General features: G+C 60.6%; 12 protein-coding genes. 10 read left to right on the top strand and 2 right to left on the bottom strand.

From position 1 onward, the window contains the following. The first annotated feature begins 81 nt into the window (after positions 1-81). Positions 82-1368 (top strand): radical SAM family heme chaperone HemW, encoded by a 1287-nt coding sequence (gene hemW / locus O3675_RS01195; protein ID WP_371570411.1) that lies wholly within the window; start codon positions 82-84, stop codon positions 1366-1368. A gap of 657 nt (positions 1369-2025) precedes the next feature. Here hemW and O3675_RS01190 read toward each other — a convergent pair. Continuing rightward, positions 2026-2445, bottom strand: a complete 420-nt coding sequence (locus tag O3675_RS01190; protein ID WP_044150421.1) for a DUF4870 domain-containing protein — start codon at positions 2443-2445, stop codon at positions 2026-2028. 263 nt (positions 2446-2708) lie between these two features. Beyond that, the gene (locus O3675_RS01185) at positions 2709-3578 is read right to left on the bottom strand and encodes a DUF3097 domain-containing protein (RefSeq protein WP_070629734.1); all 870 of its coding nucleotides are present in this window, start codon (positions 3576-3578) and stop codon (positions 2709-2711) included. A gap of 279 nt (positions 3579-3857) precedes the next feature. On the opposite strand from O3675_RS01185, the gene dnaJ reads away from it, so the two are divergent. The 9 genes from dnaJ to O3675_RS01140 all read left to right on the top strand — a co-directional run bounded on the left by dnaJ (position 3858) and on the right by O3675_RS01140 (position 15320). Continuing rightward, positions 3858-4994, top strand: a complete 1137-nt coding sequence (dnaJ, locus tag O3675_RS01180; protein ID WP_371570408.1) for a molecular chaperone DnaJ — start codon at positions 3858-3860, stop codon at positions 4992-4994. A 174-nt stretch (positions 4995-5168) separates the two neighbouring features. Continuing rightward, a complete protein-coding gene (locus O3675_RS01175; RefSeq protein ID WP_371570405.1) occupies positions 5169-5948 on the top strand; it encodes a 16S rRNA (uracil(1498)-N(3))-methyltransferase in 780 nt (259 codons plus the stop codon). A gap of 83 nt (positions 5949-6031) precedes the next feature. Beyond that, positions 6032-7159: a PhoH family protein gene (locus O3675_RS01170; protein WP_371570403.1), complete on the top strand. Its 1128-nt coding sequence runs from the start codon at positions 6032-6034 to the stop codon at positions 7157-7159. 3 nt (positions 7160-7162) lie between these two features. Next, positions 7163-7684 (top strand): rRNA maturation RNase YbeY, encoded by a 522-nt coding sequence (gene ybeY, locus O3675_RS01165; protein ID WP_005508686.1) that lies wholly within the window; start codon positions 7163-7165, stop codon positions 7682-7684. 9 nt (positions 7685-7693) lie between these two features. Further along, the gene (locus O3675_RS01160) at positions 7694-9160 is read left to right on the top strand and encodes a hemolysin family protein (protein ID WP_371570401.1); all 1467 of its coding nucleotides are present in this window, start codon (positions 7694-7696) and stop codon (positions 9158-9160) included. A gap of 125 nt (positions 9161-9285) precedes the next feature. Continuing rightward, the gene (locus O3675_RS01155; RefSeq protein ID WP_193389055.1) at positions 9286-10443 is read left to right on the top strand and encodes a GTPase Era; all 1158 of its coding nucleotides are present in this window, start codon (positions 9286-9288) and stop codon (positions 10441-10443) included. A 200-nt stretch (positions 10444-10643) separates the two neighbouring features. Further along, positions 10644-12083, top strand: a complete 1440-nt coding sequence (locus O3675_RS01150; RefSeq protein ID WP_371570398.1) for an LCP family protein — start codon at positions 10644-10646, stop codon at positions 12081-12083. Positions 12084-12484: 401 nt separating this feature from the next. Beyond that, complete coding sequence (gene leuA / locus O3675_RS01145) at positions 12485-14233, top strand: 2-isopropylmalate synthase (protein ID WP_303938039.1); 1749 nt, start codon at positions 12485-12487, stop codon at positions 14231-14233. A 184-nt stretch (positions 14234-14417) separates the two neighbouring features. Then, entirely contained in the window at positions 14418-15320 is a 903-nt protein-coding gene (locus O3675_RS01140) for a hypothetical protein (protein WP_371570395.1), read from the top strand. Positions 15321-15463 lie beyond the last annotated feature (143 nt).

Below are 15463 nucleotides of genomic sequence, written 5' to 3'. Positions count from 1 at the left end.
CCCGCTGATGCTACCCGCGTAGCCGCATGCGCGGTGCCCCTATTTGATTCACTACTCGTACACCTAGTTCCAGGAGGCAGAATGCCCGCCCAGCCCACCGGCGCCCCCGCACCCCGCGACGGGCGCATCCCCGCCACCAGCGCGGCAGGATGCGAAACCCGCGACTTCAGCCTCTACGTACACATCCCCTTCTGCTCCGTACGCTGCGGCTACTGCGACTTCAACACCTACGCCACCGAAGACTTCGGCGACGGCATCGGCCTCGGCACCTACGCCGACGACGCCATCGCAGAAATCCTCTTCGCCGCCCGCACCCTCGAAGCATCCGGCATCGCAAAACGCCCCATGTACACCGTCTTCTTCGGAGGCGGCACCCCCACCAAACTGCCCGCCCGCGACCTCGTACGCATCCTACAGGCAGCCATCGACGTATTCGGCCTCGTCGAAGGGGCAGAAGTCACCACCGAAGCGAACCCCGACTCCGTCACCCGCGAAGACCTGCAGACCCTCAAGGACGGCGGCTTCACCCGCGTCTCCTTCGGCATGCAGTCCGTCGTCCCCGAGGTGCTACAGGTACTCGACCGCACCCACACGCCGTCGAACGTACCGAAGGTCGTCGCCTGGGCTAAGGAGGTCGGCCTGCAGGTGTCCGTGGACCTGATTTACGGTTCGCCGGGGGAGAGCCTGCACCAGTGGGAGCGCAGTGTTCGCGCCGCAATCTCATACGAACCCGACCACATTTCCGCGTACTCGCTCATTGTAGAGGACGGCACCAAGCTCGCCGCACAGATCCGCCGCGGCGAATACACCATGCCCGACGAAGACCTCATGGCGGACATGTACCTGCTCGCCGAGGAGCTACTCACCGAAGCCGGATACAACTGGTACGAGGTGTCCAACTACTCGCGTAGCGAGGACACCCGCAGTGACCACAACCTCGCCTACTGGCGCAACCAGGACTGGTGGGGCATCGGCCCCGGCGCGCACTCGCACGTGAACGGTACCCGCTGGTGGAACGTGAAGCACCCGGTGCCGTACGCGCAGAAGGTGCGTGCGGGGGAGTCCCCGGCGGCGGCACGTGAGGTGCTGGACACCGCCACTCGTGCTTTTGAGACGATTATGCTCATGATCCGTGTGCGTGAGGGCTTGGCGATGCGCGAGCTGCTCGCCGTGCACGATGAGGCGCAGCTGGGCGCCTCCCTGCGCTGGTTGGTTTCTCAAGCTCTGATTGAGCCTGATGCTTTGAGTCCTCAAGCTGAACCTGACCCTGAAGCCCACGTGCGACTAACCCTCAAGGGCCGCCTACTGGGCGATGCTGTCACCCGCGAGCTGCTCCCGGAGGTCTCTGAAGAGCACGAAGGGCGCTAAGAAGCATTGGCCTGACAAGGGGCTTTTCAATCGAGGCGACGTTCCGGTTCTGGTCTGTCGCAGCTTCACTTGATGCTTTTCTCTGACGCTGCCTGCGAAGGGCGTGCACCCCGGTATTGCCGTAATATTTCGGTGATTTCGGGGTGTTTTTACGGGTCTCAAAAAACTTTTAAAAAATTTTTCGGGGCTGTTTGGAGGGACTTTGGGGGAGCACCACACCTTACACCGGCGTGCTAATTGTTCGCATTTGTGCTGGACTAGCCGAAAGAATTTTCCACTCTTTCATGCCACTTTTGGAGTGCGTATTTTTCGATTACTTTCCTGTGAAAAAATTTTCCCAAAACACCCAATTTCAAGTTGTGGTTGAAGGTTACGCTGTGCCATAATAGGTCATGGCAGGACGGTATATGTCTAACAGCGTGTTCTCGTCTTTGCTGAAGTTGAGTGAATACGGTTGTGGGCTCCTGGTAACAGGGGCCCACGATCGTTTAACAACGATTATCTACAGCGCCATTCGGTAGAGTTTGCAGCAATTCACGCGCACTAGGCAAAGAAGCCCCACTTAAACGTAGAACGCCCCGCACACAACGTGCGGGGCGTTCATCGTAAAAGCTATCAGCGCGGTTCTGAGACAGCGCGGTTTAGGACCGTCAGTTCTTAGGACTCTGCGGATTCTGCGTTCTCGGTGGAGTAGAAGCGGTCCAGCAGGCGCGGGTTAATGCGGTAGCTGTACGGCTCACCGCGGTTCACCTCAATACCGGCACGCAGCGACGCAATAGCCATGAACAGCCACACGAGCGCACCCAGAACCATGGCAATGTTGCCCATGCCGGGCAGGAACGACACAACCCACAGCGCCACCAGAGCAATGGAGGGCAGGAGGGTGAAGTTCATTGCCTCGCGAGCCTCCTGCTCAGCGAAGGGCGCGTTATTGCGGCTGACGTAGAAAACCGCAGCGGAAGGGATGATGCCGAGAATACCGCCGAAATGCGCGAGAGTCGCACGGTTGCGGTCCTGAATCACGCTAATCTTACGGGTTTTCTGAGGCCCGGTTGCCGGGCGAACATCGTTAGTCACGAAAATCCTGGTTCGATAGAAGTTTCTTGTGGTGATCACCTAAGCCGGTGGATCTGCCCTCCGAGGAGGTGAATCGTTTGAGCGGTGGTGACCTAAGAGTGTAGTGATGTTGCGGCAAAACCCACAGGGGCAATGCCACACGCTCAACTATTGTACCGCTTTAGGGGACGAAACCCACAGGATAATGCCCTCGGGGGAAAGGTTCTGAGCAAATTCACACCTGCGCCCGCAGACGGGGGCGCAATGGCGGATTTCGGGTGCGGTTAGGCACCCGGCTCTGTGAGAAAATCGATGAGCGATTCGACCGGACCGAGCAGTGTCGGATCCAGGTCAGCGTAGGAGTCAACGCGGGAGAGAATATGCTTCCACGCCTGCGCCACATCCGCCTGCGTTTCGTGCGGCTGACCCAGACGGCGCAGCGTGCCCTTCTTGAAATCCTCACCGCGCGGAACCTGCGGCCACGCCTTCAAACCCAGCACCGAGGGCTTGACCGCCTGCCAAATATCGATGAATGGGTGACCCACGATCTTCACGTGCCCGGCGGCACCCGGCACAGCCAACGCCTCCGCAACAATGCGCTGCTCCTTCGTGCCTTCAATCAGGTGGTCGACCAGAATACCCAGGCGGCGGCCCGGGCCCGGCGCGAACTCACGAATAGCACCGGCGAGATCATCCACGCCGTGCAGCGGCTCCACAACAATGCCCTCAACGCGCAGATCGTGGCCCCAGACCTTCTCCACGAGTTCGGCGTCGTGCAGGCCCTCAACCCAGATGCGGGAGGCGCGTGCCACTCGAGCCGGGGCGTTCTTCACCGCAATGGAACCGGAACGAGAAATCGTGCGCTTCGGCTCCTTCGCCGCCACCGGGGCGACAATCTCAACGGGCTCACCCTCAATCAAGTAGCCCGGACCCAACGGGAAGTTCTTCACGCGACCCTTCGCGTCCTCGAGTCCGAAGAACAGGGCGCCGCCGATGCGTTCAGCCTTCACGACCTCACCCACCCAGCCGTTAATATCCTCAATCAGCAGGCCGCGGCGCAGCGGCACCTTACGCGGGGCCGGCGCCTGGCGGCTCATGCGGGCGGCGTTTAGATCCTGGGCACCCCAGCCGTAGGGGGAGTGGTGGGTACTCAACGTATTCTCCTTTGGGGCGGTAGGGGCAGCAGAGCCAGTAGGGGCGGTGACAGCGCCGGAACCATGAGACAGAACAACCAGACGGAACCGTAAGACAGAACCGGCGGGGGAACTAAAACGGGGTTCGGGGCGCACCGCAGATTAAGCGGATAGCGGGAGCGACCCCCTTTCAGCCTAGCCATTGTATCGGGTCGGGGGTAGTATCCCCTAGAATTGATACGACCATTGTTGGCGGTGCACTCATCGAGCACCGCCATCGTCTCGAGAGGAAGGAAACGCATGAGCCACTACGATACTCTCGGCGTATCGAACGACGCCAGCCCCGAAGAGATCAAGAAGGCGTACCGAAAGAAGGCACGCCAACTGCACCCCGACGTGAACCCCTCCGAGGACGCAGCCGAAGAGTTCAAGCGCGTCACCCTCGCCTACGAGGTGCTCTCCGACCCCGAAAAGCGCCGCAACTATGACACCACCGGCGACGAACAGGGCCGCGCAGGCTACCCCGGAGGCGGCGGCTACCCGGGCGGCGGATTCAGCGGCTTCGGCGGTTTCGAGGACCTGCTGAACATGTTCACCGGCGGCGCGGCAGGTGCCCGCGGCCCCGCATCCCGTATGCGTCAGGGCCAGGACGACCTGATTACCGTCTCCATCAGCCTGCAGGACGCCGTGTTCGGTGTTGAGAAGACCATTGAGCGTCGCTCCGCCGTGACCTGCAAGTCCTGTAACGGTGAAGGCACCGCAGAGGGCACCCAGCCCGAAACCTGCACCACCTGCTCCGGTCACGGTTTCATGCAGCGCCGCGTGCAGTCCATCCTCGGTACCGTCATGCAGCAGGTTGAATGCCCCGACTGCCACGGCTACGGCACCGTCATCAAGACCCCCTGCCCTGAATGTCACGGTCAGGGCCGCGTACGTGAAGACGTGCCGCTGACCTTCAACGTTCCCGCCGGCGTGCACGACCAGGCGCGTATCCGCCTGCGCGGCAAGGGCGAGGCAGGCCTGTACGGTGGCCCCAACGGCGACCTGTACATTGACCTGAACGTTAAGCGTGACAAGTACTTCAGCCGCGAGGGCGACAACCTGGTCACCACCGTGAACATCCCCATGGTCGCGGCGGCGCTGGGCACCACCATCCCGCTGAAGACCTTCGACGGCAACCAGGAAGTTGCGATCCCCGCAGGCACTCAGAGCGGTGACGTGATCACCCTCAACGGCCTGGGCGCAACCGTGCTCGGCACCGAGCGTCGCGGCGACCTGCTGGTGCGTATCCAGGTGGTTACCCCCACCGACATGACCGAAGAACAGCGTGAACTGCTGCGCCAGTTCGCCGCCCTGCGCGGTGAATCCCTCACCGAAGGTTCGCAGGTCAAGCACCGCGGCGGTCTCTTCTCCCGCCTGAAGGACCAGTTCAAGTAGGATCCCTACACCAAGCTCAGGATGCGGCGGGTGCGGTACTCAACCCGCACCCGCCGCATTCCTGTCAGCACTGCTGTCAGCGCTGCGCTGTACGCGCCCGCGCTAAGCAGCACACCTATTTCACACGCCACCCGCACACTACCCACGCTTTTAAACCGCACCTCAAGGAGAACCATGAGCGCCCCCATCTTCTACATCAGCACGGAAGAATACGACGCACTCACCCCCGGCGCCACCTGCGCGCTTAGCGGTTCCGAAGGCAAGCACGCCCTCGTCAAGCGCCTTGAGCTCGGCGAACGCATCGACCTGGGTGACGGCACCGGCCGCCGCGCACTCGGTACGGTCGCCTCCATCAACGCGGACGGCGTGAGCGTGCTGGTGCAGGAGCTACGCGAGGAACGTAGCGTGCCCTCCATCTACCTGGTGCAGGCGCTCGCGAAGGACGGCCGCGACCTGCTCGCCATCGAAACCGCGACTGAGCTGGGCGTGTACGGTGTGCTTCCGTGGAGCGCGGACCGTTCCATCGTGCGTTGGAAGGGGGAGCGCGCCTCCAAGGCACACACTAAGTGGCAGAACACCGTCACCGCTGCGGCGAAGCAGTCGCGCCGCGCGCTCATTCCCGAAGTGTACGACCTGTACAGCACCGCCGACCTGGTGGAACTCATTGAAGAAGTTGCCGGGGAGAGTTCTGAGCAGTCCGCCGCCGTGTTCATCCTGCACGAGCAGGCGACCGAACGCCTCAGCGCCCTGGCACGCAAGCTTGTAGAGGCAGAGAACCTGCCCGAAGAAATCTACCTGCTCGTCGGCCCCGAAGGCGGCATCAGCGACCGCGAAGTGCAGCTCTTCACCGACGCCGGCGCGCAGCTGGCACTACTCGGTGACGAGGTGCTGCGTTCCTCCACCGCCGGTTCTGCCGCCATGTGCACCCTGAACGTGGTGCTGGGCCGCTGGTAGAGCGTCGCTGACAGAACCTAGCCGGTGCGTGGTGCATCACGCGCATCTATACTTGTAAATACATCACTAGCCAAGGAGCCCATATGACTACCTCCCGACCTCTCTCGACCGCGCGCACCGTATCCTTCAAGAGCGCCGCAGAAATGATCGCCGTGCTCGGCCCGCAGGACGCGCACCTAGCAATTATCGAGGACTACTTCGAGCAGATTAGCCTGCGTCCCAAGGACCTGGACGTGCTCATCACCGGCCCCTCCGAGGCCGTCAACACCGCCGCAAAGCTGCTGAACGAGCTGCGCGTACTCTCCAGCCACGACACACAGATTACCGTGCAGGTCATTCACCGCCTCATGGGCATGCTCGGCGACGAACTGAGCAACCCGGCGCACTCGCTGTCCACCAGCATCCTCTCCACCCGCGGCACCACGATTCGCCCCAAGACCATTAACCAGAAGAAGTATGTGGACGCTATCGACGCGAACACCGTCATCTTCGGTATCGGCCCGGCGGGTACCGGTAAGACCTACCTCGCCATGGCGAAGGCTGTGCAGGCGCTGCAGAGCCACGAAGTGAACCGCATTATCCTCACCCGCCCCGCCGTGGAGGCTGGCGAGCGTCTGGGCTTCCTGCCCGGCACCCTCAACGAGAAGATTGACCCGTACCTGCGCCCGCTCTACGACGCACTGCACGACATGCTCGAACCTGAAACCATCCCCAAGCTCATGGAGGCGGGCACCATTGAGGTCGCACCGCTGGCGTACATGCGCGGCCGTACCCTCAACGACGCATTCATCATCCTTGACGAGGCACAGAACACCACCGCCGAGCAGATGAAAATGTTCCTGACCCGCCTGGGCTTCGGCTCGAAGATGGTCATTACCGGTGACATCACCCAGATCGACCTGCCCGGTGGCGCCGCCTCCGGCCTGAAGCAGGTGCGCAACATTCTGCAGGGTGTGGAGGATATTCACTTCAGCATCCTGGAATCCTCCGACGTGGTTCGCCACACCCTGGTGTCGAACATTGTGTCCGCCTACGATCAGTGGGGCGAAGACCAGAAGGCAATGGAACGCAAGCGCAACCGCAAGGTCAAGCGCGCCACCATCGAGGCCGCAGCCGAGAAGCTGCTGGACCGCGCCGGTATCAACGGCGGCTCCGAAAAGAACGCCGAGCAGAACCCCAACAACGCACAGACCATCCCGGAAGGACGCTAAACGGTGGCAGAGATCGAATTCGACTGTGAAGAACCCGCAACCGGTGCCGACCCGGTAACCGACGCCTTCATCCGCGAATCTTTCGAAGCGGTAGACACCGAGGTGCTCACCCGCCTCGTCGAGCACGCCTTCAAACGCATGCACCTTGCCGATGACACCTACCTGTCCATCGCCATTGTGAACGAAGACGAAATGGAACGCGTGCACATCGAGTGGATGGACCTGCCCGGTGCAACCGACGTGATGAGCTTCCCCATGGACGAGCTGGAACCGGGAACCCCCGAAAACCCCTCCAGCGGCATGCTCGGCGACATCATCCTCTGCCCGCCCGTCGCCGCACGTCAGGGCGCAGACGCGGGCCACAGCACCCTCGATGAGCTGTGCCTGCTCACCACCCACGGCATTCTGCACTGCCTCGGCTACGACCACGGCACCGCCGAAGAGGAAGCTGAAATGTTCGGCATTCAGCGCTCCATCCTCGAAGAGTTCCTGGGCCGCCCGGCACCGGTCGAAACCCGACACTAGGGGAGCGGCGTGGACATTCTACTCACAGCCCTCCTCGCCGTTCTCGCGCTCTGCCTGACCGTGGTCGCGGCAATCGCCGAAACCGCATTTACCTACCTGCCGCACAACGAGGCTGAGGAGGCAGTGGAGGCACACCCGGACACCCTCGGCGCCCGCGTCCTGCAGCGCACCCTCGACGGTGACTCCGAAGCGTACACGCACCCGCTGCGCCTGACCCGCCTCATTGCGGCAGCCGCCGCGGTGCTCGCCACCATGACCTGCCTGCTGAACCTGGTTGAGGTGCACGCGCTCGCCGTCGTGCTGACCCTCGTGATTGTTGCGCTGGTGGGCTACCCGGTTCTGCATGTGCTGGCGCGTGCTCTGGGTCGTAACCGCCCGGTCGCGTCGATTCGTGTGCTGGCTCGCCCGGTGCACTACCTGTCGGTTCTGCTGAGCCCGGCGACCGGTCTGCTCGATAAGCTCAGCGTGCGCCTGGCGCCGGAACGTTCGGCTGAGGCCCCGGTGGGCGTGTTCGATGAGGAGGAGTTGCGCGAGTTCCTGGACCGCGCCTCCGACGCTGAAACCATCGAGGACGACGAGGCGCAGATGGTGCAGTCCGTCTTTGAGATGGACGATACCCGCATCCGTTCGCTCATGGTTCCGCGTACCGACATGCTCACCGCTAGCCGTGACACCCCTCTGCGTGAGGCGCTGAGCCTGTTCCTGCGTTCGGGTTATTCGCGTATGCCGGTGATTGGTGATTCGAGCGATGAGATTCTGGGTGTGCTCTACCTGAAGGACGCGATGCGCGCCTTCATCCTGCACGGTGAGGCTCCCGAAGGTACCGCCCTGCCGACCGTGGTTGAGCTGATGCGCCCGGCTCGTTTTGAGCCCGAGTCGAAGCGCGCCATGGACCTGCTGCGTGAGATGCAGCGTGAGTCCACGCACGTGGCGATTATTGTTGACGAGTACGGCGGCACCGCCGGCCTGATTACCCTTGAGGACCTGATCGAGGAGCTGGTCGGCGACATCTCTGACGAGTACGATCACGAGCGCCCCGAGTACACGCTGAACGATGACGGCACGTTCCGTCTCTCTGCCCGCCTGGGTATTGATGAGCTGGGCGAGATTTTCGGCCGTGAACTCGACGATGAAGATGTTGATACGGTGGGCGGTCTGCTCGCTAAGCATCTGGGCATGGTGCCGATTGTCGGTTCTGAGATTGAGATTGACGGTATTCATATTCGTGCGATTGGTTCGTCGGGCCGCCGCCACCAGGTGGATATGTTGCAGGCGTGGTATGAGCCGCCTCGTGATGAGCAGCAGAACGCTGAAGGTTCCGCTACGTCTTCCTCGGAGCCTCATTCCGCGGAGGTTGCTGACATCCTCACCGTGGATACGGAGCCTCCCGCTGTGGCTGAGCCGCACGCGCATCCGGATCTTCCGGGAGATATTGCAGAGGCTGAGCCGGCAATCGATCAGCACGGCAACCGCTAGACATCGAACATAGACGCCGCAATTTCCCTAACACACTTTGAGTTGGCCGCCCCGCCCCGGAAGGCGCAGGCAGATGAAGCTGGCACCCCATACACCCCGCACGGGGTTTGACAAGGAGAAACACAATGGACCAGGAGTACACCCCGCTCGATTTGAGCACTCTGGACTTGAGCACCCCGCTGCCGACCTACCCGGCGGATTTCCGTTCGGGCTTCGCGTCGCTGGTGGGCCGCCCGAATGCGGGTAAGTCTACTTTGACGAACGCTATGGTCGGTCAGAAGGTGGCTATCACTTCGAACCGTCCGCAGACGACCCGCCACACGATCCGCGGTATTGTGCACAAGGACGAGTACCAGCTGATTCTGGTGGACACCCCGGGTATTCACCGCCCCCGCACTCTGCTGGGTGAGCGTCTGAACGACCTGGTGGCGAGCACTCTTTCGCAGGTGGATGTGCTGGGCTTCTGCATTCCGGCGAATGAGAAGATTGGCCCGGGTGACCGTTACATTGCGTCGCAGCTGGTGGCGTCGAGCAATAAGCCGGTGGTTGCTATTGTGACGAAGGCTGACACTGTGAGCTCTGAGGAGCTGCGTGAGCAGCTGCTGGCTGTTGAGGCGCTCGGCGAGGAGGTCATGAGCGCTGAGCGTGCGGCTCGTGCTAAGCGTGCCGCGCATCGTGCGAAGCAGAAGGGTAAGGGCCCCAAGGGTAAGGGCGGCAAGAATGATGCTGTGCCTTTCGCGAAGGGTTCGGGTCCTGCGGCTAAGCGCCGTGCCGGTGAGGTTGCTGAGCCGATGCCGGTTGACGGTAAGGGCGGCTGGGCTGCGATTATCCCGGTGTCTGCTGTGAAGCATTTCCAGGTGGATGCGGTTGCTGACCTGCTGGCGCAGTACACTCCGCTGTCGCCGCCGCTGTACCCGGAGGGTGAGCTGACCGATGAGCCGGAGGCAACCCTCATCGCGGAGCTGGTGCGTGAGGCTGCCCTGGAGGGTGCGCGCGAGGAGTTGCCCCACTCGATTGCTGTGACGGTTGAGGAGATGGAGTTCCGTGAGGGCCGCCCGGCGGATAACCCGCTGCTGGATGTGCACGTGAACCTGTTTGTGGAGCGTGAGTCGCAGAAGTACATCATTATCGGTAAGGGCGGCTCGAACCTGCGCAAGATTGGTACGAAGGCTCGTGAGCAGATTGAGGCGATGCTCGGTACCCGCATTTATTTGAATATTCATGTGAAGGTTGCGAAGGAGTGGCAGTCTGACGCGCGTGCGTTGAACCGCCTGGGATTCTAGTAGCTTTCCTGAGCGCATCGCCTGGAGACTTTGCCCTGCGAGGTTGCCTTCGGAGGCGGTCGCGCATCCTTAGTTTTCACCCGGTGGCTTGCAGAAATATGTGCATGCCTCCGGGTGAAACTTTTCACTCTCATTCGGCGCTCATAGGGAAGAGTGTTACTCTGAGAAAGCACTTGCTCACCGGCAGAAAGAGAAAAGGTATGCCCCAGGCACCTCGTTTACGAAGCACCGGTCGTCATATGCGCACGACGGTGATGACTTCAAACCGCAATAAGTGGATTGCTCTGCTTACTGCTTGCATGCTCGTCATTGTTGTTGGCTTTGGTGGCGTGTTGGCTCTGCGTATGCGCAATAATCTGCATACTCAGGAGCTGAACATCAGCAATTACAAGGACGGCCTGGAGAACGGCGCCTTGGACATTCTCGTGATTGGCTCCGATACCCGTAAGGGTAATAACGGTGCGTACGGTGATGAGGATGACCGCAATTCTGAGGCTCGCGCGGACGTGATGATGCTGCTGCAGATCAGCAAGGACCGTAAGAACGTGAGCGTGCTGTCGTTCCCGCGTGACTTGATGGTTGACGTGCCGCAGTGTACTGATCCTGAGAGCGGCACCGTGTACCCGGCTGAGGAGAACGTTCAGATTAACGAGTCTCTGTCTCGCGGTGGTGCCGGTTGTACTGTGGCGACCATTAGCAAGCTGACCGGTGTGAATATTGACCACTTCATGTTGGTGGACTTTAACGCTGTGAAGGAGCTGTCGAAGGTTGTTGGCGGCGTTCAGGTGTGTGTGGACGCTCCGATTGATGACGAGTACAGCGGTCTGAAGCTTCCTGCCGGTACTTCTTCGGTTGAGGGTGAGCAGGCTCTTGCGTTCTTGCGTAGCCGCCACGGCTTCTCGGACGGTTCCGATATTGGTCGTATTCAGGCTCAGCAGGGCTTCTTGTCTTCGCTGCTGCGTAAGGTGAAGAGCGAGGGTACTCTGTCGAATCCGGGCCGTCTGATTAACATTGCTGAGGCGATTACTCAGAACGTGACGGTGGATAAGAACCTGGGTAATATCAGCACTCTGGTGGGTGTTGGTGCGACTCTTGGTGGTGTGGACCTGTCGAATGTTGTGTTTGCGACGGTGCCGACTGAGCCGTGGAGCCAGGATGCGAACCGCCTGCAGGTTTCTGCGGATGCTGCGAACGTGTTCCAGCGTCTGCGTGACGATAAGTCGCTGAAGGAGGAGAAGGCTCCGGAGGCGCCGGCTACTTCTGCCGCTCCGGTTCAGCTCGATCGTACGGTTCCGGTGAGCGTGTACAACGCGACCGGTCTGGATGGCCGCTCGGCTACGATTGCTTCGGTGGTTGAGGGCCTGGGCTACTCGAATGTTACTCCGGGTACTTCCGCTAGCCCGACGAACTTCACCACGGTCTTCTATTCGACCGGTTACGAGGCGGAGGCGAAGGAAATCGCCGCAAAGCTGAACGTGACCCGAGTGGTGGCGACTGAAGAGGTTCAGGGCGTGTCGGTGACAATCGGTACTGACTTCCCGTCCGGTGAGGCGATGGAGAAGCAGGAGGCTGCGATTGCGGGTAACGCGACCGGTCAGACTGCTGATCAGAACAAGTGCCAGACTGCTTTCGCCTACTAGGTTCTAGCTAGGGCATAGCGCAGATACATGAATTTTGAGTGAAGGGGCGTAGCGCCAGAAATGGTGGCTGCGCCCCTTTACCGTTAATTCTTTCCAGATGATGGACGGCTTCCCGGGTGCCCTGCCGCCGCCTCCGACCCCTGTGATAGCGTGGAGGCATGACTATTGACGGTGAGAGCATGCGCGGGGTTACCCGCCAGGCAGTGAACCTGCTGCTTATTCGCCGGAACGGGGCACACTAGAATCTGCCGCAACCGTTCCGGCTTTTTGACGCGGCATCTCACCTTTGCATCCTTTCTGATGCACCGCCTTGACCACGGCTGCCGGGAACCGATACCCGGCACGGTACGAGCCCCACAATTGGGGTAGAGCGAGACGGACCAACCAACAGGAAATTCATCATGAAAAACCACCAGAAGCCCAGCCCCATGCCGGTACACAAGTACCGCCCTTTCCACGAGCAGATTGTTGTTGACCTGCCGGACCGCACCTGGCCGGATAAGGTCATTGAGAAGGCTCCGCGCTGGTGCGCAGTGGATCTGCGTGACGGCAACCAGGCGCTGATTGACCCCATGGACACCGACCGTAAGCTTGCGATGTTCAAGCTGCTGGTGAAGATGGGTTACAAGGAAATTGAGGTTGGTTTCCCTTCGGCGTCGCAGACTGACTTTGATTTTGTGCGCACTCTCGTTGAGGACGGCCACATTCCTTCGGATGTGACCATTCAGGTTCTGGTGCAGGCGCGTGAGCATCTGATTGCCCGCACTTTTGAGGCGATTGAGGGTGCACCGCAGGCGATTGTGCACTTCTACAACTCGACCTCCGTGCTGCAGCGTCGCGTGGTGTTCAACCAGGATCAGGAGGGCGTGCTGGATATCGCCCTGCAGGGTGCGCGCCTGTGCCGCAAGTACGAAGAGCAGATGATCTCTGATACTAAGGTCATCTACGAGTACTCGCCCGAGTCTTTCACCGGCACTGAGCTGGAGTACGCGGCTCGCGTGGTGAACGCTGTGGCTGAGGAGCTGGAGGTTGGTCAGAACGGCCGCGAGCTGATTGTGAACCTGCCCGCTACCGTTGAGATGGCTACCCCGAACGTGTACGCCGACTCTGTCGAGTGGATGGACCGCAACCTGAACCACCGCGAGCACATTGTGCTGTCGCTGCACCCGCATAATGACCGCGGTACCGGCGTGGCTGCTGCTGAGCTGGGTTACTTGGCGGGCGCTGACCGTATTGAGGGTTGCCTCTTCGGTAATGGCGAGCGCACCGGTAACGTTGACCTGGTGACGTTGGGTCTGAACATGTACACCCAGGGTGTGGATCCGCAGATTGATTTCTCTGATATTGACGGTATCCGTAAGACTGTTGAATACTGCAACCAGCTGAAGGTGCACGAGCGTTCGCCGTATGGTGGTGACTTGGTGTTCACCGCGTTCTCTGGTTCTCACCAGGACGCTATTAAGAAGGGCTTTGAGGCTCTGGAGCGTACCGCTGCTGAGGCGGGTAAGACCGTGGATGAGGTGTACTGGGAGGTTCCGTACCTGCCGATTGATCCTCGCGACCTGGGTCGTACCTACGAGGCGATTATTCGTGTGAACTCGCAGTCCGGTAAGGGCGGCATGGCGTACCTGCTGAAGCAGGATCACGGCCTGGATCTGCCGCGTCGTGCTCAGGTTGAGTTCTCGAAGATTGTTCAGGCTCGTACTGACGCTGAGGGCGGCGAGATGACCAGCCAGAAGCTGTGGAACATCTTCGCGGATGAGTACCTGCCCGCAACCGACACGGAGAAGCGTTGGGGTAAGTACCGTATTGAGTCGATTAACATTGATTCGGCTGATACCGGTGCGACTACTCTGCGTGTTGGTCTGAACATTGATGGTCACACGTACACTCGTTCGGCTTCGGGTACCGGTCCGGTGGATGCTCTGCAGAACATCCTTTCGGGCGAGGGCGTGGATATTCGCGTGATGGATTACTCGGAGCACACCATGTCGTCTTCGTCGACTGCTAACGCTGCCTGCTACGTTGAGGCTGCTGTTGGTTCTCGCGTGCTGTGGGGTATCGGTGTGGACAACTCGACGACTCGTGCGGCGTTGAAGGCGATGATTTCGGCTGTGAACCGTGCGCTGCGTGATGAGCGTCAGGCGTAGGCGATAGCCGTACATGCTTTGTGCAAGGTTTGCGGGTGACCGCTGGCTGATGACCGTTGACCGTGCATGATGTGGGGGCGGGATGCATACTGGGAGTATGTATCCCGCCCTTACGCGTTAATGTGCGCAGGTGTTGTGTGCATCGGCGTGCTGTGGGGCGAATAATCTGCTGGGAGGAACTCTCATGAAAAGCTACGCGATGGTGTTTAGCCCCGTTGATGCGGCGGGCACCGATTCTTCTGTCCGGGCCTGGAATTATGAGCTGCGCGGTGGTGATGATACTGCTCTGCCTGCCGGTTCTGCCGAAGTGTGGGAGGCTGGCTGGGTGGGTTCGACCGGTCCCGGTATTGAGCAGGATCAGTGGCCGCGCAGTACGTTTACTGGTTTGCCGATGCAGCATATTTTTACGGTGAGGTTGCCGGGGGAGTACCTGCCGGATGCGCAGAAGTATCCGGGTGTGGTGGCGTTCTCTTTCTTCGCCGGTGATGGCCAGTTCGCTGAGGATGAGGCGACTGAGGGTGTTGCTAATGCTGCTAGTGATGACCCGTTTGAGGTGCAGTATGCGCAGGCGCGGGTGCATCCGTATCAGTTGTTGTTGCGCGATATTTTGGATGCCGAGTTTGCGGTGCTGTACCTGAGCGAGGAGGAGTTCTCGTCCCGTACGGAGCCGCCGCAGGATGTGCGCCGGCCCGGTGAGCATCGCGGTGAGGAGGAGAGCTTCAGCGCCTGGGCTTTGGCGGATCGTCAACAGCCGCTGGACCGTAAGCCTGCTCTTGTGGGGTGGGTTCCGACGGATGACCCGAATGCCGGTAAGGTCCCCAGTGATGTGCTTGAGAATGTGGACTCGCAGACTGGTTATTTGAGTCCTTTCGATTGGGATGCGGAGGATTCGGCGTGGTTTGAGTGGGCGAAGCCGCTGATTGCGGTGGGTACTCACCTGGGTGGCACTCATTTTTATGCGCAGGCTCTGCCGGAGGGTCTGACGGCTCGTTATATTGAGTTCGATGAGTTTGATGTGCTGAATTTTGGGTGCGGTAGCGCTGTTTTTGATTTTGAGACTGGTGTTTTTGACTGGTCGTGCGGCTAGTGTGCTTGCGCCGTTGACGCACCTTCGACGCGCCGGAGAGCGCGCATTTGAGGTGTTTGTACGGCTTCCTCGAGCCATGGATGAGCCGTAGATAAGCCCCGGTTGCACCGCGGTGTACCGCTTGAACCGGCACCCTGAGCGTT

Source organism: Rothia sp. 27098_8_27 (genome assembly GCF_041432805.1).
Classification (GTDB): domain Bacteria; phylum Actinomycetota; class Actinomycetes; order Actinomycetales; family Micrococcaceae; genus Rothia; species Rothia mucilaginosa.
Note: the sequence above shows the minus strand (reverse complement) of the source record. Positions and strands in the feature narration are given on the sequence as shown.

What these genes read in the sequence shown, in the direction of transcription:
- O3675_RS01155 (WP_193389055.1), top strand. Translation starts at nt 9,286, where the DNA reads ATGGACCAGGAGTACACCCCGCTCGATTTGAGCACTCTGGACTTGAGC.
- hemW (WP_371570411.1), top strand. Translation starts at nt 82, where the DNA reads ATGCCCGCCCAGCCCACCGGCGCCCCCGCACCCCGCGACGGGCGCATC.
- O3675_RS01170 (WP_371570403.1), top strand. Translation starts at nt 6,032, where the DNA reads ATGACTACCTCCCGACCTCTCTCGACCGCGCGCACCGTATCCTTCAAG.
- dnaJ (WP_371570408.1), top strand. Translation starts at nt 3,858, where the DNA reads ATGAGCCACTACGATACTCTCGGCGTATCGAACGACGCCAGCCCCGAA.
- leuA (WP_303938039.1), top strand. Translation starts at nt 12,485, where the DNA reads ATGAAAAACCACCAGAAGCCCAGCCCCATGCCGGTACACAAGTACCGC.
- O3675_RS01175 (WP_371570405.1), top strand. Translation starts at nt 5,169, where the DNA reads ATGAGCGCCCCCATCTTCTACATCAGCACGGAAGAATACGACGCACTC.
- O3675_RS01150 (WP_371570398.1), top strand. Translation starts at nt 10,644, where the DNA reads ATGCCCCAGGCACCTCGTTTACGAAGCACCGGTCGTCATATGCGCACG.
- O3675_RS01140 (WP_371570395.1), top strand. Translation starts at nt 14,418, where the DNA reads ATGAAAAGCTACGCGATGGTGTTTAGCCCCGTTGATGCGGCGGGCACC.